A 24,786-nucleotide genomic window follows, 5' to 3' on the forward strand; every position below is an offset into this window, starting at 1 on the left:
CGAGAGGGACTGCAAGTGTCTTGTTTTAGGATTGGCTTAAAAGTTCTCAACTATATTTAATGGGAGGGAGGTACGGGACATGATGAAACAGACTATGGATGCCGTATATGAAGACGGAGTCTTCAAACCTATGAAACCTCCTAAACTATCTGAGGGTCAGCACGTTCGTATTAAAATAGAAACTCCTTTTGAAAAAAGTTTCGATGACCTTCTTGAACTGGCTGCAAAGGTCTATGAAGGACTCTCCGCTGACGACATCGACGGCATTGAGAAGATTGCACACGGCCGTCGCGATTTTTTGGGAGATAGAACGGGTGCTTAATATTCCCATTCTATCAACTGAACATCGGAAAATCAATTTGATAATTCGGCTTGCGAGATGTATTTTCGATTATAGATCTCGCTCTGCTTTTAACCGCCCAAACCAAGGAGGAATCATGCTACGAGTAAGCGACCCTTTCGTTCAGAAGTACATCGACTCCGAGTTCGGGCAGCGATGTCTCTACGGAGGCACGCATTGCACGGAGTGTGTGAGGGAAGAGGATAGGGAGATATGGGGAGTCGGTGATGAACCTTCCTCCTCAGCTTATCCGGGCTTAGCGGCTCGAAAGTTCATCAGGGCTCACGAGATCTACGAAGAACTTAGCCTTGCAAGCCCGGCTGAGATTATCGGTGTAGGCATTCTGAAGGAGCTATCTGCTCACACATCAGACAAGACTCGGGATGCTCTCTGGTACGAAGCTCACGGAAGCGGAGGTGGCATCCCCGTCTGCATCAGGCCGTGTATGTGGCTGGCTGGGCAATATGTACTTGATATCGCGATTCTTGAATCCATGCTCCAACGGAAGGAATTGGGCATCGACACCGAAATGCTGTCTCGTTTCTTGGCCAGGATTGCGAAGCACAGGTAATCACCGACATTCCTTATTGCCACTCATAAGTTACTTTAGGAGTAAAATACTATGGATCCCGACCTGATCGCCCACTGGCCGTTCCAGGAAAACCTGAAAGACCATTCCGAAAGCGGCCTGTCCATCCAAAATCACGGCGTTGAAATCGGGGAATCAGGTGGACGAAGAAGCGCCCAATTCAACGGGGAGGATACCTTTCTGGAAGTTCCCTGCGACCTGTCTATAGGGACAGGCGATTTTTCATGCGCTGGATGGATCTATACGGAAAAAACCGAAGTGGTCGGCGATATTCTCAGCCAATTCGATCCGGAAACCCGCCAGGGGTGGCAGATCTCGGTCCTTACCAATACCGGCATGACTTCCACCGCCCAGTCGAATTACCGCAACCTCCACTTCGGCATCGACAACGGGTATCTCGGGTCATGGACCGATTGCGGGCGTCCCGGTCAGGCAGTCAAAATATCTGCACTTTCAACAATAGATGGACACCTGTACGCCGGCACCTTTGAGAATGGCAAAGAAGAGGTCGGCCACCTGTGGCGGTACGAAGGGGAAAAACGCTGGACCGATCTGGGCAATCCAGTGGGATGTAACTCTGTCAACGCAGTCGTCGAATTTCAAGGCGCGCTCTACTGCGCTCTCGGCCGGTATAATAGCATCGGCTCCGCTCTGGGCGATCCCCTGAACACCACACCCGGCGGTCAGGTCTATCGGGTCGATGCCGATGGTCAATGGACCTTCTGCGGGCATCCAGGCATCGAAGACGCCACACCCGAAGAAACACCCACCACGGGACATAACACGGGCAAAGCCGACAACGCCACCGCGCTCACGGTTTATCAGGGTCGGCTCTACGCCACCAGCCTCTATCGCGAGGGGGCCTTTGTCTATGATGGGGGCACCACCTGGACGCCCATAGGTCCAGACGTGCGGCTGATGAGTTTCACCATCTATCGGGATCGGCTCTATACCCTCGTCAACGGCGGCCCGGTTCTTCGCTACGAAGGCAACGCCGAATGGACTGACTGCGGCTGCCCCGAAACCTCCACCCAGACCTACTCGGCGGTCACTTTTGAGGGCCGGCTCTATGTCGGCACCTGGCCTCAGGGCGAAGTCTATCGATATGACGGCAACACGACCTGGACCTGTCTGGGCAGGGTCGGATACGAACGCGAAATCATGGCCATGGGACTATATAACGGCAAAGTCTATATCGGTTCGCTCCCAATGGCCAACGTCTGGCGGATGGACGGCAATCAGTTCACATTCCTGGAGTCTCTGGACAGCACGTCTGCGCCCTTGCGGCGGGTCTGGTCCATGGCCGTTTATCAGGGCCGCCTCTATGCTGGCACTCTGCCGTCTGGACATGTCTATTCGGTAGAAGCCGGAAAAGTCGCCACCTGGGACCACACATTGCCCGAAGGATGGCGACACGTAGCCGCCGTCAAGCAAGGCGGTGTTTTGACTCTGTACGTCGATGGAATCCCCGTCGCTACAACAGATAGCTTCAATCCAAAACGCTACGACCTCAACCCCAACTGTCCCCTCTTAATCGGCTTTGGCGCCCACGACTATTTCAAAGGCGCCCTGCGAGACATCCGTATCTATCGCCGGGGCCTCACACAACGGGAAATCCAGCGCCTTCAGTGACGGCTCTTCAGCCACCAGCGCATGGTATTACTGACCATATCCGCTGCGTCTCGTTGAACCCAATGGCCGCTGCTGGGGATGGTGACGAGTGTGTAGTCTTTGTTGATCCAATTCCACGTGTCGCGTAACCCGTCTTTGTCAACAGCCTTGTCTTTCAACCCGTGGAATTGCAATACGGGCATGGTGAGATTGGGCATCCCCAGGCTCTGGCCAGACCCCGCAGTTAGACCGCTATAGGCCGCCCGGTAATAGTCGAGCATGCCCTTGACCGAGGATTGGGAGAACGCATTGATGTAGCGCTGCCGCACTTCGTCTGGGGCATTACCCACCGAAATACGTGTAAGCACCTCGGGCGAGAACCGTTTTTCGTATTCAGGCGTTTGAAAGTCGGTAATGTATTGAGTATTCTTCTTTTGCTCTGCCGTCGCGTTACGCAGCACGGTGCCGTAGCCCTTCGGGTGAGTCAGATTGCAGATCACCAGCTTGTTGACGAGTTGCGGATAGTGCATGGCGAACCGCCACGAAATGGCGCCACCCCAATCGTGACCAACGAGGGTGACCGAATCGACCTCCAGGTCCTTGATTACAGCTTCGACATCCGACATGAGATGGGACATGGTGTAGTGTTCCACGCCTTCGGGCTTGCCGCTCTTGTTGTAGGCGCGTGTGTCCATAGCGACGGTCTTATAGTTGTCGGAAAGAGCGGCCATCTGTTCGCGCCAGGTATACCAAAAATCGGGAAAGCCATGGACAAAGAGAATAACGGGGCCTTCGCCCAGGGTGACGTAGTGGAGTGCCACCCCGTCGTTATCCGTCTCATGGTGCTCGACGCGGTCGAATACATCTGCCTTGACGTTAGCTATCGGGGATTTGACGGCACCCTTTAGGCGTTCCTGCTGCGCCTGCCCCTGGGCGAAGAAAATGCAGGAGCAAATGACCACCAGTATTGAGCGTGTCATGCGTTGTTTGGTTCGTTGTGACGGTTTCATGGCGTTCATCGTTCCAATGGTTTGGGGAATCAGGCTTTTGATGTTTGTTGGGCTTCACAAGTTTGTTTCCAGACATGGTGCTCTGCCATCATCTTTTCAACTTTTTCAGGGAAGGTCGCACGCAGATCGCGTTGTTCGTCGGGATCGGTACTCAGATCGAACAGACCGTCTGGTTTGCCGTCTGTGGCGTGGAGTTTCAGATTGCCCTCACGGACTGCGTCCTCTGTTCTATACGTCCAGTGCAGGGTGCGGTCCAGGGGTTGCTCTTTTCCTTCGAAAAGAGGCCACGCGTTTTGGGCGTCAATGACGCGGTCGTCGGGCACGGTTGCACCGGCGAGAGCGGCGAATGTGGCGTAGAGATCGTAGTGTACCCAGGGGGTGTGGATTTTTGTATTTGGAGCGATTTTTCCCGGCCAGACCGCGTTGCAGATGACTCTGAGTGAACGCTCCCATAGGGTTCGACCATAACCATTGGTTCGGCTGCCTCCCTGGTCGCTTAAGAAGACGATGAGCGTGTTTTCCGCAATACCGGCATGGTGTACCGCATCCAACACGCGCCCCACGCACAGGTCCAGGTATTCGACCATATATTGATAATTTACGAGTGGATCATCGCTGTGATAGTATCCGGGTGGGGCCTGGTAGGGGCCGTGTGGGGCATAAAAGGGGAGATTCAGGTAGAAGGGATCGGGCCTTTGGGATTGGCGGTTGATAAATTTGATGGCTTCATCCGTAAATAGGGTATCGAAGTAACCTTCGTCCGCTATGGGTTCCAGGCCGCGAAAAAAGTGGCTCTTCATGTCGCGGTTGTACAGGTGGGTGTAGTAGTCGGCATGGCCTGCGTTGCTGCCGTAAAATTCATGAAAGCCGTGGTGTAGCGGGTTGAATTTTGCGGCATATCCCAGGTTCCATTTTCCAAACAGCCCTGTTGTGTATCCGGCATTTCGCAAAAGTCTGGCTATAGAGACTTCCTGGAGCGAGAGGCCGGATTCCGGATCATCTGGGCGTGTCTGTGAGTTGATGCCAACCCGATACGGGTGTCTGCCCGTGTTCCAGGCACAACGCGCTGGTGAACACAGCGGGGTTGCGATCAGGCAGTTGTCGAAGACAACGCCCTCGCTCGCCATCGCGTTCAGTCTGGGAGTTTTGAATATCCCTTCGCCATAATAATCGACTGCTTCGCAGCCGAGGTTGTCGGCGACCATGAAGATGATATTGGGATTGTTTTTCATAGTAATTTCTCTTAAAAAATTGAAAAATATAAACTTATGATTGCTTGATCCAGGGGCAATATCAGTTCTGAGGATCGGGATGGCTCGCATAGGCCAGTTCGCGCAGTACATCGACCGCGAGGAGGACATCCTCCCTTCGACAGTCGAATTGTCCGACCTGGAAGCGAATGACGAACTGTCCTTCATGGATCGTCTGCGTCAGGTAGATACGGCCGTCATCATTAACCGCGCGGAGCAGGCGTTCGGTGGCGTCGTCGGCGTTCTCACCGTCGGGGGCGTACTGGAACGTGAAGAGCGAAAGGTGGCAGTCCGTTGTCAGGCGAAAGCCGTCCAGAGATGCGATCGCGGCAGCGGCCTCCTCAGCCCAGGCAATATGGTTCCGGATGCGCTGTCGGAGGTCTTTGAGGCCGTGGGCGCGGAGCAGGAACCAGAGCTTTAAGGCTCGGAATCGGCGTCCCAGTGGGATCGTCCACTCGCTGTAATTGGTGATCTCGGTTTGGCCGAGGGTCTGGAGGTAATCCGGACGGATGCCGAGGGTGCGAACCTGTGGTTCCGGGTCCGCGAGAAACTGGATTGAGCAGTCGAACTGCGCACCGAGCCACTTGTGAGGATTGAAGGCGATGCTGTCGGCTTCCTCGACGCCCTCCCACAACTCCCGTAGCTCAGGACAGATCATCGCGGAACCGGCCCACGCGGCGTCGATGTGGACATAGAGATCATGCTCTCGTGCCACTTCGATGGTCCGGTGCACATGGTCGGTCGCACCAATCGATGTGCCTCCAACACAGAGGACGACACCGGCCGGAAGGAAACCCGCGGCGCGATCGGCGTTGATTGCCCGGCGGAGTGCCTCCGGGTCGAGTGCCCAGGAACCATCGGTCGGGACTTTGACCAGATTCCGTTGGCCGATACCGGCGATGCGTATCGCCTTGTCAACCGACGAGTGGGTCTCCGGTGATGCGTAGATCCGGAGCGGTTTCTCTCCCGCGATTCCAGAATCGATCCCGCGCCAGCCGAGTGTGCGCTCGCGCATCGTCAGTACGGCGCAGACATTTGCCGACGTTGCCGTATCCTGGATAACCCCCTGGAACCCTTCCGGCAGCCCGAGTGCCTGGCGCATCCAGTCAACCATCCGAGTCTCAATTTCCGTAGCTGCTGGTGAGGTCTGCCAGAGCATGCACTGGGCCGCCATGACCGCCGTCAAATTCTCGGCGATCATCGAAACCGGTGCAGCATTGGCGCTGAAGTACGCAAAAAAGCGCCGGTGTTGCCAGTGCGTCATACCGTCGGGTACGATGCGCTCAAAGTCGGCGAAGATCGTCTCCATGCCTGCAGGCTCTTCCGGTGGCGATAGAGGCAGCATCGCAGCGATCTTACCCGGTGCCGTCTGCGCCCGAACGGGCCGATCTTCGAGCGTGGTCAGGTATTCGGCACCCCACTGTGCAGCTCGTTCAGCCCATTGATAGTAGTCTTCTCGTTTCAATACATTACATCCAGGTTTTTAGAAATCCAGTTCTTCAAAGGTAATCGCTGACGTCCATTTCCGGGTACGCGTTTTTTATCAGTTCGACGGAGGTGGGCGTGTACATTGCGTCACCGGGTTTCGGCCAGCCGAAGAGACTGCGAACCCTCGATGTCGTTTTGCCCAAAAAGGGTTTCAAGCGCCGAATCATTTCAGCTTCCCTTTTTCCGGTCGATGTCCATGGCATGGTGTCTCTGCGTCCTATTGAAAAGAAGATGACGGCACGCTGTCTGTCCTTGTCTGCAAAAGGTTGTGCTGCGTGTGGCGTGTGTCCACTGTAGAAGAGAACGCTGCCAGCTTTCCCAGTGATTGAGACGGGTTCCTGCGCGTGAAGAATTTTGCGGATATCGGCAAAGCGGTAAGAGTGGGGCACCTTGCGGATGTCGCCAAAGCCCAGGCCGTCGTCTTCAATCACGCGCAAGATATCGCCCATTTTGTCGTGTACTCTTGGGACCAACCGAACAGGCGCGCAATCTTCATCAATATCGTCCAGAAAGACCCAGGCCTGAATATGGCCATACCGCTGCCAATCCGGGTGAGGAGGGATAAAGGGTTTGGCCCAATCCAGGTGAAATTCGATTTCCGGCTTTGTTGGGGCCTTTCTATCTATTCTACCGTTTCGAATATAGACGTAACCATGGTGATAGTGTATATCAGGCGTATCCAGAAGCTGTTCCATGGCGTCCAGGAAAGGGTCGTGTTCCAGGACCTGGTCTATGACTTCTACCCCTGTTGGAATGTCACAGAACTCCGATCTGGGGCCGCCCATCCCGAGACCTGCTCCGGGCAGGCGTAGCTCATTCTCAAGGTCAGGATTGGCCTTCAATTCGGCAATGAACTCGGAAAAAGACTTTCCATAAGCGTTTTGTTCCGTGGCCTCAAGCGTCTCTGACAATTGACTGGCCGAGAACAGATTCGGGACTAAGAGATAGCCCTCTTGTTGATAAGACTCATACTGTTGTGGTGTCAACATTTTCGATCTCCTTTCATAAATTGCCTAAATTTCATCGTCATCCAGAGGGCGCTGTCCTTCAAACGGTCCCCATTGAATACGCGCTCTGGTTTTTCTATCGCTCTTGTAAATCTCTGGATCATAATCCGGGTTTGCCTTCGGGAATCGCGCCTCGACCAGTTCGAGATAGCGCATCATCTCATCGTAGAGTTTCTGGTGTGTTTCTGGATTTTGCTTTGCAATATTGGTAACCTCGCCAATGTCGCCAGAAAGGTCGAACAACATTGGAATATCTGGTCGTTCGTAAAAATGGATCACTTTGGACGAACCAGAAATAATGACCGAATGTGGCATAGAATTCCGATAATGAGGATAATGAAAATAGAGATAGCGATTTAGAAAGGCCTCGTCCGGTTCTTTTCCCGCCATGTAATCCGCGAGGCTGATACCGTCGATATTCTGCAATTCTTCTGAGTCGCCACCAGCCCAATCAACGAAGGTGGGTAAGAAGTCATAGTTGATCACATTGCCGGTAAAAACTGAGCCAGATTTGATCTCCGGCCCCTTGACAATCATGGGCACCCGGATGCCTCCATCCCACAACCACCACTTTGTCGCGTGTAACGGTTGCTTGTAGTCAGGTATGATTTCGACTTCTTCGTGTCGGTAGCCGTTGTCACCCACGACGATGACATAGGTGTTATCCTCAATCCCCAGTTCCCTGAGCTTGTCGAGCACTGCGCCGATCCGACCATCCAGGTCCTCACCCATCCCCAACCAGATTGCGGGATCATCTCCCCGGTTGACTGTGTCGGGATGTTTATTGTTTTTCTTATACCACTCCTGCACCAGTGGATGATTCACATACTTTTCACGCGTTTTATCCAGGCATTCATAACCCGCGTGCATGGCATAATGAGATATCTGGAGATAAAAAGGATTGCTTTTTTCTACCTGTTCTTCCATGAAGCCAATTGCCTTTTCAGTAATGCTGAACATCAACTTGGGATCGGCCATATCTTTGGGTAGTCGCCTGGGCGTCCGCTCGCCCCTCTCCCCGTACTTCAGGGTATTGCCGGGATTATTATCGGTAGCACCATCGTGTAATACGTAGCCCGCCTTTGCTGGATCACCTCTCATGTGCCATTTGCCAATATGGGCACTGACATAACCCAGTGGCTTGAGAGCCTTGGGAATGGTGACCGCGTCTTCGTCGAGTTCTCGGTCAGACACGTTCGGAACCAGCGGAAAATGCCGATATTCCCTTTTCGTGTCGTAGTAGGGCTCTCTTGCCCCCAGATATACCGTGAAACCACTGTGTGGAGCAGATAGCCCCGTCTGTACGCACACACGAGCAGGTGCACACTGCGGCGCTCCATAGGCATTGCGAAACTTCAGGCCCTCATTTGCCAGCTTTTGGATATTGGGCATTTGCAAGACCGGCATGAGGGAATTCTCCATGGTGTCATCCATGGCAACCGGTGATCCGTTCCAGGCCCAGTCGTCTATATAAAACATGACAATGTTGGGCCTCGTTTGTGCGCGTGGACTGCTCGAGGTGGGGGATCCGGAGATCATCGATAAGAAGGAGAGGTTCTTAAAAAATTTCATGATTTCTCCTGTTGGACATCAGTTGTTGCTCCTTCAAACAATTTTTCTTTGGCATTATCACAATCCTCCAATCCTCAAAATAGACATCAACTCGTTTTCAATTCATCAATATTATCCCGCAATTTTTGGAACGCTTCGAGAATGAGGTCCATGTTTTCGCGCGGTCCGAGAAGAATGCGGTGTGTCAGATCAAGGGCTTCGGTTTCGTGAATGCGCTCGGCTTCGGGACAATAGACTTTGGTGTAGTCGATGGGATCAGCCTGATACAACGGGCAGCGGATTGGACAGCCTGTTTCGCCCCATTTGCCACTGGCAAACATGCTAAATTGATAGAGGGGCTTTGTTGGGCCAATGCCACAGGGTACGCCTTCGGCCTGGAGCGCTTTGCGGAATCGTTCGCGGTGAATGCCTTCAAATTCTTCGGAGATAAATTTGAAGTGCCAGCGATAGGGGTTCCAGCGGGTGACGCGCTCGTCAATGTCGAGGCCGGTGAGTCCGGGAATAGATTCCATTCCTTTGTGGAGGTACTTGAGATTTTTCCACCGAATTTCTGCCTGTTCTTCGAGGCGGGTGAGTGCGATCAGACCGATGGCCGCTTCAAATTCGCCCAGTCTTAGGGTTGTAGCAGGCCAGGTGAAGTTCATGCTTTCTTCGCCCCTGTCTCGGCCTGCGTGATGATACCGAAAGGCTTTTTCGTACAGGCTTTCGTCTCTGGTCATCACCACGCCGCCTTCGCCTATGGCGAGCACTTTGCCGGGCATGCAGGAGAAACCAGCAATGTCGGCGTGAGATCCCACGCCTTTGCCTCTCCATTGACCGCCGTGCGCATGAGAACAGTCACTGACCAGGCCGATGTTGTGTTTGCGGCAGATGTCACCTAAAGCATCTGTATCGCAGGGCATGCCGCCCATATCTACGGCAACCACTGCCCGTGTGCGCGGCGTGATGAGGGCTTCTACGCTTTTGGGATCGATGGTGTAGTTGCGCGGGTCGATATCGGCAAAGATGGGAATGCCATTGCAAATCATGACGCAGGAAGCAGACGCAATATAAGTTGACGCAGGGACAATGACTTCACAGCCAGCTTCGACGCCGAGGGCGCGCAAGCAGGTTTCGAGTGCTGTGGTACCCGTGGAGACAGCAAGGGCGTATTTGCTGTCGTGAAATTCTGCAAAGGCCCGTTCAAATGCGTAGAGTTTGCTGTCGCCATGGTTGTAATAGTCAAAGCCACTGCGCCCCCATTTGTGGCTGCGAAGGACGCCGACAACGGCTTTTTCTTCGCGTTTATCGTGAACCGGCCAGGGTTGGCGCAGGTCTCTATTAACCGTTTTTGAACCACCGTTGATTGCGAGTTCAGGCATTGGAGTGCTCCCTGTGGGATGAATTATCGTGCAGTTTTGTGAGTAAGGTTTGCGTTTCGTCAATCCAGCGTTCACCTGTGCCGGGAACAACGCAGGCGCGGTTGTATTCGAGTGGGTCGCTTGGGTAGGGGATAACGCCGTAGCCACCGAAGTTATACGCGCGGCGATTTGGCACATAGCCACATGATCCCTGGGAATAGCCCATGACAATCGTGCGCGCAAAGGGGGATGACGATTGGGTGGATAGAGATAGCTCGATGAAGGGTTCACCCTGCCAGAAGACGAGTGCCAGGTCGTCGCTTATGCGGATGGCGGGAATTTCGATTCGGATGGTTTTTTCGTTTGTGTATCGGTTGGGGAGTGTGTCTTGCCAGCGCTCGACTTTAAGTGAAAGTTTTTTTTCTGGCGTTGCTTGTGTCCAGGCAACGATGGCTTCTCTGGCGAGCGCTTTGCCCATTTCTTCGACCGTATCATAATTGTCTCTGGGTTCCTGTATCGGAAGTATGTTGCCACATGCCCCTTGTAGAAATATTGAGAAAGGTACAGATGTGCCCGCTTCAAAGTGGTGACAGGTAGCGCCGGGATATTCGGCGGTGAAGAGACGATTGGCGGTCATCATGATGACGGGATGAGCGGCAAAGTGGATTGCGGTCGCGATGGGTTGGCCATTGGGTGTGTCGAACCGCAGGACAGTGACTGCGGGGTCAACAGGGCCGTTGGGAAGTTTTTCGGGATTGAGGTTAAACGATTTAAAGCTTCCGTCGGGCAATATCTGGCGTCTGTTGTAGGCGAGGTCGGTGTTGACAGCGCCCGTTGAGAGTGTGGCGGGATTGAGATTGGCTATAGACTCGACAGCAGCATCGACAACCTGCTTTCTCATGTGAACAATCGCATCATCTTCGGGGCTTCCGCCAAAGTAGTAGATGCATTCTGGGCCACTGTGATTGTGGGTGCTACACAGGATCAGGTTTTCGGGCGGAAGATCGGATTGTGCGGCAAAAGCATCGCGCATGGCATCGACGTCGATCCACTGAAAGCTCAGGAGATCTGACGAGCAAATGACGATAGTGGTCGTATCGTCAGATAGTGCCAGCGCTTTGACGTATAATGGGTCATGGATGCCTTCTGCAATGCGAGGTTGCATGGGCGAGCGGTTTACGGGAAAAGCACCCATGGCCGATCCCGTAGATGGTGTGATGTCTCGTTGTGATGTACCAATCTTTATTATATCTGCCAAGGCTCAGATCTCCCATTTTGAATGTTCAGAAAATCCATACCGTTTTGTATTCGAACCATCTTTCTCCTGTTGAATCGCTACTTAAAGCGTCATCGCATTCCACGGTTGTGTCGGATAATCCACCCACTGTTTTGATCCGCGCTCAAACGCCCGCCGATACTCGGCGATTGCGCCTGCTTGTAGTTCTGAAATTCGCGGTGAATGTGCCGGATCATTTGCCAAATTCACAAACTCATACGGGTCTTCAGCAATGTGATAAAGCTCTGGTCCATAAGGTCCATGAATATATTTCCACTCCTGCGTGCGAATGCTCAGGTTTAAATCTCGCGGATACTGTAACTCCGTAATCGCCACCTCGCGTTCACGTTCACGACCATCAACCAGCGATTTCAAACTCATGCCGGGTAAATGCACGGGAATATCCATCCCCGCAAAATCGAATGCTGTAGGTAGTACATCCAACAGATTCACAAGTGAATCGTTCACCAAACCCGTTTGAAATCCCTTTGGCGGTTTCACAATGAATGGAATGCGAATGGCCTGTTCGTAGAGATTGTATTTCGAAAATGCGGTTACCCCTCGCGATCCCAACAGTTCACCGTGGTCAGAGAGAAAAATGATCAGCGTGTCATCGTACAATCCATTGCGATCCAAAGCGTTTATCACTTGCTGATGACTCTGGTCGCAGGCTGTGACAAAAGCCATGTAATTTGCAATCGCATCTCGTAGTTCTTCTCGCTCTAATCCGACAAAATTGGGATAAGCATCTCTATCGGGTAAATTATCCGGTGGTTCTGGTGGTAACGCAACGTCGGCAGGGTCATATAAGTCTGCCAAATTAGCTGGCGTTACGTGAGGTGCATGAGGCCCTGACAAACTGCAAATCATGAAAAACGGATTGTCCTTGTTTTCTTCCACAAAGGCAGCAGCCTGTCCGCCAACCCACCAGTCGCGCGTTTGCTCTAATCTCAAGCTGGTCGTAAATCCCTTAAATGCCGCCGCACAATTGTCTCCACCCCGACCAATTCCACGCGCTTCCCGCTCGTCCGTCCCCGTCTCCACCCAATCCCGATGTTCCGCCACAAAGTGGCTATCCATACGCTCGCCCGTCTCGTGAAATGGTCCTGCCCGATGATCAAATCCGTAATAGTTGTCGCGTTCAATAGCCGCCTGATACGGTATTGTATGCATCTTGCCAAAGGCACCCGTTACAAAACCCGCCTGTCCAAACGCCTTTCCCATTGTCCACTCGGGGATTTGTGCGGGATTCAGTAAATGCCGATTGGAATAAATTCCTGACTGAAATGCATATCGCCCGTGCAACATCGAATGGCGACTCGGCAAACACGGCGATACAGCACACGTTGCCTGCGTAAACCGAATGCCCTCCTGAGCCAAACGATCATACGTTGGTGTCTGCAACCCCGGATAATCCGCACACCCGAGGAAGGAATGCGCGTGTTGATCGTTCATTAAAATCACAACATTCATAACTATCTTCCTGAAAATTGAGCAATCAGTAAATATATCGCACCCGCCTGAACTCACCGAGCATCGGGTCCTTCACGCGTTCCATGTGATCTTGCATACATTGCATCAGCGATTCCTGCAATGTCTTGTGTGTCTCGAGACCGTAGAGGTTGTGCAATTCGTGCGGATCGTTTTCGAGGTCATAGAGCTCTCCGATATCCGATTGATTAAACACAAATTTGTGTGTCCTGGTGCGCACCATACGAGACTTGTGCTCCTGAATCTGACCATTGAACTGACAATACACGCTGTCACGCCCCGTCGGTTCATCCTCTCCCTTCAACAGCGAAAGAATGCTCTGCGTATCGGGTACAATATCGGGTTGTAGATCTGCGACTTCCAAAAAACTCGGGAACAGATCCTGCAGATAGACAAATTCGTCGTTCTCCCGGCCCGGCTGTCGGCATTCGGGATGCGCTGCAATTAGAGGCAGGCGAAAACTCTCCTCATCAAAAAAAGGCCCTTTTTCAAACAGCTTGTGTGCCCCCATATTGTCTCCGTGATCTGTGGAAAATACAACAAGCGTGTTTTCCGCGAGACCGAGCGTTTCCAACTCAGAAAGCATACGCCCCACCAGATCATCGATCATCGTCATATACCCCCAGTAGCGCGCCGTAATCTCCGCCCATTCGTCCCAGTTGTTGGGGTCAATCCCCCAATAACGAGATACCAGAGTCTGAACATAGGGACGATTCTCCAGCGTATCGCAGAAACTCGGGTCCTCCGGAATGGACTTCGGGTCGTACATCGAGTAATACGGTTCCGGCACAATACACGGGCTGTGTGGACCCCAGAAATTGGTCCAGATAAAAAAGGGATCTTCTTCCTGTGCATACGCCCGCATAAGCTCAACTGTTTCCGAGGCAACCATGGCTTCGAAATTGTGCTCAATAGTTCCAGCATGGAGGCCGTGCAATTCCCGATTTCGCTGCCCTGGATTTCCCTGAGCATAGAACGCTTCTATAAGCTCTGGCGGTTCCAGGTTCTTCTCGTTCAAATAGTCCAGGTAATTCCTCGCAATCTGAGAATCTTTCTGCGCACCGCTCTTGATACCTGGCATATTGATATTGGATGCGGGATAGCCATATTTGGGGAAATCTCGTTTACAGCGAAATCCCCAATCACTTGGGTTCTTTTGGTGATCCACATGCCACTTTCCCGCATACCCCAGGTTGTATCCTGCCCGGGGTAGCTCTGTCGCGAAATTGGGAAGCGACTGATCCAACTGGCCACCGTTGGTTTCAACCCCGGTAATGTGACCGTACCGACCTGTAAATAGCGCGGCCCGACCAGGCGCACATGGGATGATAAGCGGAAAAGCATTGTTGAAACGCACACCCCGGCTTGCCAGGTTGTCAATATGTGGTGTTCTGCACTGGGAGGCACCATAACAACCCAGCAGATCCCAGCGCTGTTGATCTGTTAGAATGAGTAGAATATTCGGTTTTTCTTGCATACTTGCGTCCTTACATTTGAGATTCTCTGTTGAGGCCCATCACCTCGCGAACACCAGAAAATTCACGCCAGATATCAGTGAAGCAGTCGTTCCCATTTTCCTCGCAATCAACATGGCGCATACGAGAAATAGTGGCATAACGAATGTTAGGCGACACGTTTGGGGCGGCAGTATGGTACACGAGAAAATGAGCAAGGATGAGATCCCCTGCTTCACCGGTAATCATTTCTGGTGATTCCGGCTGAGGTATGCGCGGCTGTCCCTTGGATAGAACCTCTATACCCTCTTTGTTAAGGAAGTCTTGATAGACATGGTGAGACCCGGACCAAACGGTGAAATTGCCACTATAAGGTTCGGGCACATCGGCGAGATAGATGACACCAAAGCAGGTGAAGCTCCGTTTATAGGTTCCTTTGGGTTTGCCATTTCTCCCGTTGCCCATATTGTCGATATGACCCATCGGTTCGGATGGGTCTGCGTCAATATGCTTGGGAAACCGTGGCGCAGGACTTATGCGTTCAAGGGGTGTCTTGAGGTTTCCTTCGCCAAGCAGAGATTCTGCTAGAGAAATAATGGGGCTGTTGTGATACAAATCCGAAAGAACCGAACTGCCCCTCAGGTCCCCACCAAACCCACCGCCACCTCGATTGTTTGCCAGGTCTTCTTTACTTGGACCGGTTGAGCCGATAGAATGGTTCATCGCCTGACGCGCTCTGTCCACTATTGCTCTTGAAACTGCACCGGGGATTTTAATATAACCACGGTGATAAAATTCACGAATTTGTTCATTGGTAAGTTTCATGGATTTATTCCTCCAGATGATATTCCTTAGGATGGACCGTCGGGAGATTCTTACCGACTTCGTCACGAAAACCTTCTTTCGGTCATTCGGGTGGATCGGAAAGAGCATTGAAGCCCATGTAATCCTGTCCGCGGACAAGGATCACATTTCTCTAACTCGCCATCGCCATTATCTGATCTTCATCTATCAGGAATTCTTTCGGTAAATTGAGGGGGTGGCCGTTTTCACACACGGGCAAATAATCCAGATATTTATTTCCAGGTCGGATCGCCCGCATCCAGGGCACATCGCGTTTGGCAATAAATGTCCCTGCCAGGCCGATGCGTTGTTTGTCTGAGCGGTTTGGTCCGCTATAGTGCAACGCATTTTGATGCCACACGAGAATATCTCCGGGTTCCATCTCACAGGCCACCGCGTCCTGTTCCGGGTTATAGCCGTGATCGCGCGGATCCACTTCCGTGAGTTTATTGCCCTGCCGCTGGTGTGCTATGCGTCCCAGTTTCTGTGAAAAAGGAATCAACTGCAAGCATCCATTCTCTTTTGTTGCCCGATCGATTGCAATCCAAAAATCAAACATCACAGGCTCGTGGGGATCATAGGGGGCCGGGGGCATGTTCCAGGCTGCAGAATCCTGATGCCAGGGAGTAACAGATCCGTGTTTGGGTGGTTTCAGAAAGAAACCACCGGCGTTTACACAAAAGTCATCCTGTAAAATAGAGCGCACCAGCCCGACGGTTCGCGGATTTGAAATCATCTTTTTCCAGAGCGTCTCATTGTGATACGCCGGACTATTCAATCGATAAAATCGGTGCAGTGGATTCCTGGCATTCGGCTGGTCCTCCTTCACATGCCCGATCCCCAATCGCTCGTATATGTCGGCGTGTTCGGCAATAAACCGAACGCGTTCTTTGATTATGGGGATATCGTCACGGTTCAACAATCCCTGAAAGATGAAATATCCCTTGTCCAGCAATTCCCGGTTCCAATTCTTATCGCGTATCTCGTCTCTTTTCATAACAGATTTCCTCTGTTAATGGCCTAATCCGCCAGACCATCCTGGTTTTCATCGTCTATGCCGGCATAAGGGCTTTCGACGATTGCCTCCCAGGCCACCCGACGCATAATCTTATCAACCCGTTCGGGGATCCCCTCCGGCACGTAATCGACGATGGTTTCCGGACTTCTCCGGTAAAGCATTCCGAAGTACATATATCCCGCCAGTTGTTCAATCCCGCTTGTTCTGGATAGGTGACCGCCGTCTCGATAGATCCCGCGTTTGCCGGCTCGTCCCCGATTTTCATCGATGCAGTCAAATTCGGGGAGCTTACCTTCATGGTACAACCGGATCATCTTCATGACGGCTTCTCCCGCTGGGATCATGTGAACTTTTCCAGGATACTTCTCTTCCAAACTGGTGTATAGCTGTTCAGCGATGGTCTTTTGCAGGTATTTGTGATCGGCCTCCAGGCTGGCCATTACCTCATCGGGCTGCTTTTCCTTGTAAGAGGGAAGATGTCGTGGCCATCCGTCCTGGATATAGAATCTCATTTCGGGATTGTTCTCAAGGCAGAAGTCGATCCACTGTGTGTAATACTCGGGCAGGTCATCGTAATAACAGCCCCAGGTCATGACGTCCCATTCGCCAGTGGCAATCGCGGGCAGCAAAATGGGCGCAGGGGGTGTGTCTTCGTTCCATTTACCGAATTCCTTGAGCCATATTGCATTGGCGGCGCCTGTCGATCCGCCCCCTCCGTGGATTCGCTGGTGATGGCCCGTGTATCCCGCCGCCCCGGCAATTTCAATGAGCTTGTTTCGGCCCGGTGCGACCCAGCTATGTCCTGTCATTGCGATTCGAAGTCCATTCCCTTTCTCAAAGGAGAGGGGGCGCGCCGAGTTTTTCCCCATTTCTATGAATTTGGCGAACTCGGATTTGTCCGGTTTGTGAATCAGGGTCTTTTGAATCCGCGCGCCAGTCCGGTTGGGTTGCGTGCTGTTTGGCCCAATTGTTTCGGCCTGATATGCGCGCCATTCCGCTGCTGTAAGGATTCCGTCCTTATTTTTATCCGCCTTCGGGTGCTGCGCCAGAAGTCTTTTGAACCGCGGATCCGTCTCCGATGTTCTCTGTTGCGCCAAAGCCAGTCCCATAAAACTGCAAAGGCAAAATAAAAAGATGAATTTTGTTCTCATCGACTGTTCTTCCGTGTTAGGAGTGGGAAATACACATGACAATAGGGACAGCATCACTGATGTAGCAAGCTCACTGATTTTCTATGTTCTCCATAGCCTGACGGCGGCGGCGACGGGCAAGTTTGCGCAGATCCACAACTTCATCTGTCTCATCCACAATTTCACGTCCAATTATCTCTTCAAGCACGTCTTCCAGGGTCACCACACCAGCCAATCCACCGTATTCATCGATCACGACAAACAGATGTTGTCTGCGCTCAAGAAACATGCGCAACACCCGATCCAATGTTAGCGTTTCCACCACAAAGTGCGCGCTTCGCGAGAGACTTTGAATGGGAATATCTTCGCGACCTTCGGCAGCCGCCGACAAAATATCCCGACGGTACACGATCCCAACAACATCTTCAGCATCTTCATCTACTATGGGAATGCGACTATACGATGGAACACCAATTTGCAACACCTCATTTACTTTTTGCTGGGCTTGAAGCGAATAAATGACCGTGCGCGGTGTCATTATTTCCTGAACTGTTTTCTCTTTTAACAATAGAATATTCTGAATGGCACTGCCTTCTTCTGCATCAATGGTTCCCGCATGTCGCCCCATATTTACCAATGCTATGAGTTCCTCTGAAGATACGACATGTTCAACTTTACCATGAGATATTAGCCGCGTCACAAATTGGCACAGCCAGATAAGCGGTGCTTGTATCCAGATCAAGAACTGGATGGGATAGGCAATCAAGGATACGAGATGCCGGGCATAAACCACACCAATTGTCTTTGGAATAATCTCAGAAAATAAAAGTATCACCAGGGTAAATACCACTGAAAAATGCGGCAACCACGGCTCACCCAGAACTTCTGCCGCTGCCGCTCCAGCAAGGGCGGCACCACCCGTATGCGCAATTGTGTTTAGAGATAGAATACCCGCAATGGGCACATCCACGTTTTCTCGAAACTTTTTCAATAACCGGCCAGAAACACTACCCGTTTTCGCCAGTGATTCGATATGACCAATAGGAACTGAATACAATGCCGCTTCAAAAAGTGAACACATAAAAGAAAAGAAAACGGCAAAACTCGCAAAAAAAATCAATTCAAACATCTGATAACTCCTCTCTGTCTAAAATGATCCAGCATCTGCCTTTTATAGTCAGATTTTTCAGAATAATCTGTAAGGTTCGAGCTGCTCTCTTAACAATATAGCTTCCGACACTGGTCATTTCCAGCGTATTCTTTCTATGCCCGAGAACATCAGAAAGGAGAGGATTCGGTCATCTGGGCCAACAAGACGCGAAGTTGAATGACCCGAGCCAAATTCCCCTTGCATGGGAAAGAGAGAACCCATTTATTTTTCTTTCCGCAGGCTTGCAACAATTTTAGAAGGTTGCGCCATACTCAGAACTTTTTTCAGGAGGAACGAAATGACTTCCAATCAGGACTGGTGGCCAGATCAATTGGACCTGAAGGGTCTCCGCCAGAATTCTCCCTTGTCCGATCCGATGGACAAGGATTTCGACTACGCTGAGGCGGTTAAGACGCTTGACGTCGATGAACTGAAGAAGGACATCGAAGAGGTGATGACGACCTCGCAAGACTGGTGGCCAGCCGACTATGGCCACTATGGGCCTCTTTTTATTCGCATGACCTGGCACGCCGCAGGCACTTACCGCATCAGTGATGGCCGGGGTGGTGGAGGCTCTGGTCACCAGCGCTTTGCGCCTCTCAACAGCTGGCCCGACAATGGGAATCTGGACAAGGCACGCCGCTTGCTCTGGCCGATTAAGCAGAAGTACGGCCGGAATCTCTCCTGGGCAGACCTGATCATTTTCGCTGGCAACTGCGCTCTGGAGTCGATGGGGTTCAAGACCTTTGGGTTCGCCTTCGGACGCCCGGACGTCTGGGAGGCTGACGAGACGGACTGGGGCTCCGAGACGACGTGGCTCGACGATCAACGCCACGACGCCGATGGCGAGCTCGAGGGACCGCTTGGCGCCGACCATATGGGTCTGATTTACGTGAATCCTGAGGGGCCGAACGGCAACCCGGACCCGGTCGCTGCAGCACAATACATTCGCCAGACGTTCAAACGCATGGCGATGAATGACGAGGAGACGGTTGCGCTTATTGCTGGCGGACACACATTTGGCAAAGCACATGGTGCTGCTGCTGAGGATAATGTCGGTGCCGAACCGGAGGGGGCCAGCATAGAGGAACAGGGCCTCGGCTGGAAAAACAGCCACGGCTGTGGTAGAGGCGGCGATACGATCACCAGCGGGCTGGAAGGCGCCTGGACCAGTAATCCGGTGAAGTGGGACAACGAATTCTTCGAGAACCTGCACAACTACGAGTGGGAGTTGACGAAGAGTCCTGCTGGTAAATCGCAATATGCCCCCAAGAATGCTGCTGAAGTAGCCACCGTGCCGGATGCGCACGATCCGTCGAAGAAGCACGCCCCCATAATGCTCACTACAGACCTGTCATTGAGAATGGCCCCGGACTATGCGTCTATAGCAAAGCGCTTTCTCGAAAATCCGGCGGAATTTGAAGACGCCTTCGCCAGGGCGTGGTTCAAGTTGCTTCACCGCGACATGGGGCCCCGCAGCCGGTACATCGGGCCTCTGGTTCCCGAAGAGCCGCTGTTGTGGCAAGACCCTGTTCCCGACGTGGATCACGAGTTGATCGGGGAGCAGGATATCGCCGATCTCAAGGCGAAGGTTCTCGCCTCGGGGCTGTCTGTTTCCCAACTGGTCTCGACCGCATGGGCGTCGGCGGCATCTTACCGTGGCACCGACAAACGCGGTGGAGCGAACGGGGCGCGTATTCGCCTCGCGCCGCAGAAGGACTGGGAAGTAAACGATCCTGCGGCACTTGGTGAGGTGCTGCAGACGCTGGAGCAGATCCAGACGGAGTTCAACAGTTCGCAGAGCGGCGGGAAGAGGGTCTCCCTTGCTGACTTGATCGTTCTGGCCGGGTGTGCAGGCGTCGAGCAGGCTGCCCAAAACGCCGGTCACGATGTGCAGGTTCCCTTTGCACCGGGCCGTACGGATGCGACGGAAGAGTGGACCGACGCGGAGTCCTTCGACGTGCTCGAACCCACCGCGGACGGGTTCCGCAACTATCTCCAGGCAGGGCAGGAAGGTACAGCGGAGGAACTGTTGGTGGAGCGGGCATACATGCTAACGCTCACGGCTCCCGAGATGGCGGTGCTCGTTGGCGGCATGCGCGTCTTGAATGCGAATACCGGTGGTTCCCCACACGGCGTTTTCACCGACCGGCCGGGGACGTTGACCAATGACTTTTTCGTGAATCTGCTCGACCTGAACACCGAGTGGAACGCGACCTCTACATCGCAGGATGTGTTTGAGGGACGCGATTCTCGGACAGGTGCGCTCAAGTGGACCGGCACCAGGGTGGATCTCGCCCTTGGGTCAAACTCCGAGCTTCGAGCCATCGCGGAAGTCTATGGATGCGACGATGCGCAGGAAGTGTTCGTGCGCGACTTCGTAGATGCGTGGGACAAGGTGATGAATCTCGATCGCTTCGACCTGGCGTAATAGAAGGAGAGTGCCATATGTATTTCGTAGTCTTCGCAACTCACAAAGAAGAAATGGGACAGGAACGGCTCCAATTGCAGGATGCATTTGCGGCCTACCTTCACGATCTCACCCAACATCCCGATGTGACCGTTCATCATGGTGGGCAGACGCTCAGCGAGAGGGAACAGATCGTTACCGGCTTCGTCCTCGTGATCGAAGCTCCCTCGCTCGAGGTGGCGCAGGCATTTGTCGCTGGCAGTCCCTATGCTCAGGCGGGCACCTTCGCCGAGTCTCACATCCGTCCATGGAACTGGTTGACTGGACGCCCTGGCTGAGCGCGTTGCCGCACCGCCCAAATATCTCCGGGCGTGAGGATCACAAGGTGTGCGTAGGCTGGCCAAGGAGGTATCATGAGCAACCGTCACGAGCAACGCGCTCCTGACGTTCAATACGAACCCGATGAGAGTCCTCCGGCGCTTGTGTCTCTGGGCAGCGGCCTGCAGCTGGTCGTCCTTGGCATAACGAGCATCATCTTTATCCCCACAATCGTCGTCAAAGCCAGCGGCGGAACCGATGCGTATCTGTCCTGGACCGTGTTCGGCGCGGTCGCTGTCAGTGGCATCTGCACGGCTTTGCAAGCGGTCAGGCTGAGCCGGGTCGGAGCGGGATACCTGCTCTTTATGGGCCCCGCCGGAGCCTATATCGGAGTCTGCGTCAGCGCCCTCATCGAGGGCGGTCCAGCGCTGCTCGCTACCCTGGTCGTCGCATCGTCGCTCGTCCCGATCGTGATTTCGATGCGGCTCGCCCTGTTCAGGCGGCTTCTGACACCGACCATCGTCGGTACCGTGAACATGCTGATACCTGCGACCGTGCTGCCGGTCGTCTTCAGTCGCCTGGCCGACGCGCCGCCCGACACGGCGCTCACTGCGCCGCTCACTGCGGTAGCGACGGGTCTGGTCATCGGAGGCATCTCTCTGAAGGCGGGGGCAACGCTGCGTTTGTGGGCACCGCTCATCGGGGTGATTGCGGGTTCGGTTTTTGGCGGAGCGATGGGACTCTATGACCTCGACCTGGTTGCCCGGGCTCCGTGGATTGGTTTGCCACAGGGCAACTGGCCGGGTATCGGACTCGACCTCGGTCCTGCCTTTGTGGGACTTCTGCCTGCCTTCGCATTCGTGGCCCTCATCGGCGCCATCCAGACGATTACTGGTGCGGTCGCCATCCAGCGCGTGTCGTGGCGCCGCCCGCGGGCTGTGGACTATCGGGCGGTGGAGGGCGCGGTGACGGCGGACGGTATCGGCAAACTGCTATCGGGTATCACGGGGATCGTGCCGACTCAGACCATCGGAGTCAGCGTCCCGACGGTAGAGCTTACGGGGGTCGCGGCCCGCCGCGTGGGAATCGTTGCCGCCGCCGTGCTGATCGTGCTGGCGTTCCTGCCCAAGGTACTTGCCATGATACTGGCGATACCCAGCCCGGTCGTCGTCGCCTATCTGACCGTCGTGCTGGCGCTGACTTTTGTCCGTGGGATGACGGAGGTGGTACAGGACGGGATTGATCATCGCAAAGCGCTGATCACCGGTGTCGCCTTCTGGGTTGGCGTCGGCTGTCAGAACGATCTCTTATTCCCCGATATTCTCGCGGAGTTGGGGGGCGGTCTGCTGGGGAACGGCATAACGGCCGGGGGGATCATGGCGATTCTCATGACCTTGTTTCTGGAAGTGACGGCGCCCCGCCGCAGCCGGATCGAAGTGGAGCTCGATCTGTCCGTGTTGCCGGAGATCAGGGCGTTCCTCAATGCGTTCGCATCTCGCAACGGCTGGGGGGCGAAGATGGTCGATCGTCTCGACGCAGCCAGCGAGGAGACGTTGCTGACGCTGATCGGGCAGGACGAGGGCCGGGAGAAACGCGAGCAGCGGCGCCTTCTCGTGAAGGCACACAAGGAGAGCGGCGATGCTGTTCTCGAGTTCATTGCCGCGGTGGGCGAGGAGAACGTTCAGGACCGGATCGGATTGCTGGCGGACCGGCCCGATGACGTGCTGATGGAGCGGGAAGTCTCGCTACGGCTGTTGCGGCACATCGCGTCCTCTGTTCGCCACCAGCAATTCCACGACACGGATATCGTGACCGTCCAGGTAAAAGTTCCAGAGACGGGCGATGAGAACCGTTAAATAGGCAGGAAGCATTTGAAACATGAAGAAGCGTTCGAGCGGGCCTGGACCAACCCAGGCAACACCCGAATCGAGCTGTCTCCGGTTGACATCAACCTGGTGCTTGCCCAGTATTACCGCACGAACGAACCGCTCAGGTTTACCCGGACCATGTTGTGGGACATGGAGATGAAAAAGGCGTTCCGTCCCGACCTCTATATTCCTTCTGTTGTAACGGCGGGCAGTTCTCACTATTGGCGCCAGCAAGCGGCGGCCGACGAAGCCGAATCCTTTGTGCGATGCTCGCGGCAGCGCCTCTGGCTTAAGCCGTCAGAGCACGGGGTGGTCCTCGAACAGGTCCTCCTTAACCCTGCGCGGCAGAGTGCCACTTTCATCGGGGCAGCGGAACTCCTCGACAAGGACGGGAACTTGCTTCGAGCAGGCGAAGGACAGCCTCTCTTTCACGTTGAGCATTCTGTCGATGGTGACGAATTGCGACCTCTGAACCTGTGGCGCATCGTTTACCTCACGGAAAGACCCGAGCAGAAACTGATCGAGCGGTTCACGCTTGCGAAGGACGTGTGGCTGCGTGAGTTCGTCGAAATCTACATCCGGCGGGACTTGAATATCGAGTTGACCCGGAGGAATGTCTTATGAGAGGACCATCCACCGAGAAACCTGCAGGGGAGCCGTTCTGATGAAGATCCAGGACATCCGGCATGTGGGGTTGCTGTCACCCGTGATCGAGACCCATGCCAGGTTCTACCTCGAGGTCTGGGGACTCCGATCGGCCGGAGAAGACCGGCACGCACGATATCTCCGCGGAGCGTTGACCGAGCACCACATTCTCAGCCTGCATCAAGCGGACCGGTGCGGGCTCCACCACTTAGCTTTCAGCGTTGACGGACGCGACGCAGTTGACGCGGCGGCAACCGAACTCGAGCGCCGGGGAATTACTCTGCTGGCGCAGCCGGACGACCTGGACGAACCCGGCGGCGGATACGGGCTGCGGTTTATCGACCCCGAAAACCGCTGCATCGAGCTATCGACTGGCGTGGCCGAACACCCGAATGGCTGGTCTGCCAGGAAAGTCGGCCCCCGCCAGCTATGCCACGTGGGTCTCAACACTCCGAAGATTGATCAGGTCGTGGAGTTCTACACCGAAATTCTCGGGTTTCGGGTCTCGGACTGGATTGAGAACCAGATGGTCTTCCTGCGATGCGACCGGAGACATCACGTCATTGTCTTCAGCCGTGCAGATTACGCATCGGTCAACCATGTCGCGTACGTGATGGCTAATGTAGATGACGTGATGAAAGGGGTCTCCAACCTGCGTGCCCAGGGGCAGGAACCCGACTGGGGACCGGGACGCCACGGCCCGGGCAACAACATCTTCTGCTACTACAAGGATCCGGCTGGATACGTGAACGAATTCTCCAGCGACATAGAGTTCATCGAAGACGAAGCAACGCACAAACCCGCGGTGTGGAGACGGGTGCCGGAAACTGCGGACCTCTGGGGTACGGCAGGGGCGCCCAACCCCGACGTCCGCAAGGCAATGGCCGGCGACCCTGATCCAGGCTGGGCTGTGAAGGACATCAACGCGGATTGATAGGGAGGACGCCGCAGTGTTTAGGGGGAGGACACCGAATGC

Annotated in this window: 21 protein-coding genes; 8 read left to right on the forward strand and 13 right to left on the reverse strand. The window is 54.0% G+C overall.

Going from position 1 to position 24,786, the window contains the following annotated elements; genetic code table 11:
* Positions 1–82 precede the first annotated feature (82 nt).
* From F4Y39_10550 to F4Y39_10560, 3 genes are all read left to right on the forward strand, one after another.
* Positions 83–322, forward strand: coding sequence for a DUF104 domain-containing protein (locus F4Y39_10550; protein MYC14152.1), 240 nt, complete (start codon positions 83–85; stop codon positions 320–322).
* Between the two features lie 115 nt (positions 323–437).
* Entirely contained in the window at positions 438–911 is a 474-nt protein-coding gene (locus tag F4Y39_10555) for a hypothetical protein (protein ID MYC14153.1), read from the forward strand.
* 51 nt (positions 912–962) lie between these two features.
* The gene (locus F4Y39_10560; GenBank protein MYC14154.1) at positions 963–2,561 is read left to right on the forward strand and encodes a LamG domain-containing protein; all 1,599 of its coding nucleotides are present in this window, start codon (positions 963–965) and stop codon (positions 2,559–2,561) included.
* On the opposite strand, the gene F4Y39_10565 is transcribed toward F4Y39_10560, so the two are convergent.
* From F4Y39_10565 to F4Y39_10625, 13 genes are all read right to left on the reverse strand, one after another.
* Entirely contained in the window at positions 2,555–3,559 is a 1,005-nt protein-coding gene (locus tag F4Y39_10565) for an alpha/beta hydrolase (GenBank protein MYC14155.1), read from the reverse strand. The genes F4Y39_10560 and F4Y39_10565 overlap by 7 nt on opposite strands.
* 20 nt (positions 3,560–3,579) lie before the next feature.
* Positions 3,580–4,968 (reverse strand): sulfatase-like hydrolase/transferase, encoded by a 1,389-nt coding sequence (locus F4Y39_10570; GenBank protein ID MYC14156.1) that lies wholly within the window; start codon positions 4,966–4,968, stop codon positions 3,580–3,582.
* Positions 4,844–6,265, reverse strand: coding sequence for an aspartate aminotransferase family protein (locus F4Y39_10575; GenBank protein MYC14157.1), 1,422 nt, complete (start codon positions 6,263–6,265; stop codon positions 4,844–4,846). Before F4Y39_10575 ends, F4Y39_10570 begins: the two co-directional genes overlap by 125 nt.
* Positions 6,266–6,299: 34 nt before the next feature.
* On the reverse strand, positions 6,300–7,277 hold the full coding sequence (locus tag F4Y39_10580) for a phytanoyl-CoA dioxygenase family protein (GenBank protein MYC14158.1): 978 nt from the start codon (positions 7,275–7,277) through the stop codon (positions 6,300–6,302).
* Between the two features lie 24 nt (positions 7,278–7,301).
* Complete coding sequence (locus F4Y39_10585) at positions 7,302–8,834, reverse strand: sulfatase-like hydrolase/transferase (protein ID MYC14159.1); 1,533 nt, start codon at positions 8,832–8,834, stop codon at positions 7,302–7,304.
* Between the two features lie 119 nt (positions 8,835–8,953).
* Positions 8,954–10,405, reverse strand: a complete 1,452-nt coding sequence (locus tag F4Y39_10590) for a DegT/DnrJ/EryC1/StrS family aminotransferase (protein ID MYC14160.1) — start codon at positions 10,403–10,405, stop codon at positions 8,954–8,956.
* Entirely contained in the window at positions 10,221–11,465 is a 1,245-nt protein-coding gene (locus F4Y39_10595; protein MYC14161.1) for a hypothetical protein, read from the reverse strand. Before F4Y39_10595 ends, F4Y39_10590 begins: the two co-directional genes overlap by 185 nt.
* Positions 11,466–11,546: 81 nt before the next feature.
* A complete protein-coding gene (locus F4Y39_10600; protein MYC14162.1) occupies positions 11,547–12,956 on the reverse strand; it encodes a sulfatase-like hydrolase/transferase in 1,410 nt (469 codons plus the stop codon).
* Positions 12,957–12,981: 25 nt separating this feature from the next.
* Positions 12,982–14,451 carry a sulfatase-like hydrolase/transferase gene (locus F4Y39_10605; GenBank protein ID MYC14163.1) on the reverse strand — a complete coding sequence of 490 codons (1,470 nt, stop codon included), beginning with the start codon at positions 14,449–14,451 and terminating at the stop codon, positions 12,982–12,984.
* Positions 14,452–14,461: 10 nt separating this feature from the next.
* Complete coding sequence (locus F4Y39_10610) at positions 14,462–15,361, reverse strand: hypothetical protein (GenBank protein ID MYC14164.1); 900 nt, start codon at positions 15,359–15,361, stop codon at positions 14,462–14,464.
* A gap of 43 nt (positions 15,362–15,404) precedes the next feature.
* The gene (locus F4Y39_10615) at positions 15,405–16,268 is read right to left on the reverse strand and encodes a phytanoyl-CoA dioxygenase family protein (protein ID MYC14165.1); all 864 of its coding nucleotides are present in this window, start codon (positions 16,266–16,268) and stop codon (positions 15,405–15,407) included.
* Between the two features lie 23 nt (positions 16,269–16,291).
* Positions 16,292–17,398 (reverse strand): hypothetical protein, encoded by a 1,107-nt coding sequence (locus F4Y39_10620; GenBank protein ID MYC14166.1) that lies wholly within the window; start codon positions 17,396–17,398, stop codon positions 16,292–16,294.
* A 112-nt stretch (positions 17,399–17,510) separates the two neighbouring features.
* On the reverse strand, positions 17,511–18,548 hold the full coding sequence (locus F4Y39_10625) for an HlyC/CorC family transporter (GenBank protein MYC14167.1): 1,038 nt from the start codon (positions 18,546–18,548) through the stop codon (positions 17,511–17,513).
* 319 nt (positions 18,549–18,867) lie between these two features.
* Between F4Y39_10625 and katG the strand changes: the two genes are divergently transcribed.
* The 5 genes from katG to F4Y39_10650 all read left to right on the forward strand — a co-directional run bounded on the left by katG (position 18,868) and on the right by F4Y39_10650 (position 24,744).
* Positions 18,868–21,000 carry a catalase/peroxidase HPI gene (katG, locus tag F4Y39_10630; GenBank protein ID MYC14168.1) on the forward strand — a complete coding sequence of 711 codons (2,133 nt, stop codon included), beginning with the start codon at positions 18,868–18,870 and terminating at the stop codon, positions 20,998–21,000.
* Positions 20,913–21,317 (forward strand): YciI family protein, encoded by a 405-nt coding sequence (locus tag F4Y39_10635; protein MYC14169.1) that lies wholly within the window; start codon positions 20,913–20,915, stop codon positions 21,315–21,317. Before katG ends, F4Y39_10635 begins: the two co-directional genes overlap by 88 nt.
* A 75-nt stretch (positions 21,318–21,392) precedes the next feature.
* A complete protein-coding gene (locus F4Y39_10640; GenBank protein ID MYC14170.1) occupies positions 21,393–23,153 on the forward strand; it encodes a hypothetical protein in 1,761 nt (586 codons plus the stop codon).
* Positions 23,154–23,168: 15 nt separating this feature from the next.
* Positions 23,169–23,789: a hypothetical protein gene (locus tag F4Y39_10645; GenBank protein ID MYC14171.1), complete on the forward strand. Its 621-nt coding sequence runs from the start codon at positions 23,169–23,171 to the stop codon at positions 23,787–23,789.
* Positions 23,779–24,744: an extradiol ring-cleavage dioxygenase gene (locus F4Y39_10650; protein MYC14172.1), complete on the forward strand. Its 966-nt coding sequence runs from the start codon at positions 23,779–23,781 to the stop codon at positions 24,742–24,744. Before F4Y39_10645 ends, F4Y39_10650 begins: the two co-directional genes overlap by 11 nt.
* The last annotated feature ends 42 nt before the right edge of the window (positions 24,745–24,786 follow it).

Source organism: Gemmatimonadota bacterium, assembly GCA_009838845.1.
Taxonomy (GTDB): Bacteria; Latescibacterota; UBA2968; order UBA2968; family UBA2968; genus VXRD01.

Coding starts and splice junctions, on each gene's coding strand:
- F4Y39_10570 (MYC14156.1), bottom strand. CDS start 4,968: ATGAAGGACAGTTCGTCATTCGCTTCCAGGTCGGACAATTCGACTGTC.
- F4Y39_10650 (MYC14172.1), top strand. CDS start 23,779: ATGTCTTATGAGAGGACCATCCACCGAGAAACCTGCAGGGGAGCCGTT.
- F4Y39_10555 (MYC14153.1), top strand. CDS start 438: ATGCTACGAGTAAGCGACCCTTTCGTTCAGAAGTACATCGACTCCGAG.
- katG (MYC14168.1), top strand. CDS start 18,868: ATGACTTCCAATCAGGACTGGTGGCCAGATCAATTGGACCTGAAGGGT.
- F4Y39_10620 (MYC14166.1), bottom strand. CDS start 17,398: ATGGGACTGGCTTTGGCGCAACAGAGAACATCGGAGACGGATCCGCGG.
- F4Y39_10600 (MYC14162.1), bottom strand. CDS start 12,956: ATGAATGTTGTGATTTTAATGAACGATCAACACGCGCATTCCTTCCTC.
- F4Y39_10550 (MYC14152.1), top strand. CDS start 83: ATGAAACAGACTATGGATGCCGTATATGAAGACGGAGTCTTCAAACCT.
- F4Y39_10590 (MYC14160.1), bottom strand. CDS start 10,405: ATGTGCCAAATCGCCGCGCGTATAACTTCGGTGGCTACGGCGTTATCC.
- F4Y39_10580 (MYC14158.1), bottom strand. CDS start 7,277: ATGTTGACACCACAACAGTATGAGTCTTATCAACAAGAGGGCTATCTC.
- F4Y39_10585 (MYC14159.1), bottom strand. CDS start 8,834: ATGATCTCCGGATCCCCCACCTCGAGCAGTCCACGCGCACAAACGAGG.
- F4Y39_10565 (MYC14155.1), bottom strand. CDS start 3,559: ATGAACGCCATGAAACCGTCACAACGAACCAAACAACGCATGACACGC.
- F4Y39_10605 (MYC14163.1), bottom strand. CDS start 14,451: ATGCAAGAAAAACCGAATATTCTACTCATTCTAACAGATCAACAGCGC.
- F4Y39_10640 (MYC14170.1), top strand. CDS start 21,393: ATGAGCAACCGTCACGAGCAACGCGCTCCTGACGTTCAATACGAACCC.
- F4Y39_10625 (MYC14167.1), bottom strand. CDS start 18,548: ATGTTTGAATTGATTTTTTTTGCGAGTTTTGCCGTTTTCTTTTCTTTT.
- F4Y39_10610 (MYC14164.1), bottom strand. CDS start 15,361: ATGCTCTTTCCGATCCACCCGAATGACCGAAAGAAGGTTTTCGTGACG.
- F4Y39_10635 (MYC14169.1), top strand. CDS start 20,913: ATGCGACGATGCGCAGGAAGTGTTCGTGCGCGACTTCGTAGATGCGTG.
- F4Y39_10615 (MYC14165.1), bottom strand. CDS start 16,268: ATGAAAAGAGACGAGATACGCGATAAGAATTGGAACCGGGAATTGCTG.
- F4Y39_10560 (MYC14154.1), top strand. CDS start 963: ATGGATCCCGACCTGATCGCCCACTGGCCGTTCCAGGAAAACCTGAAA.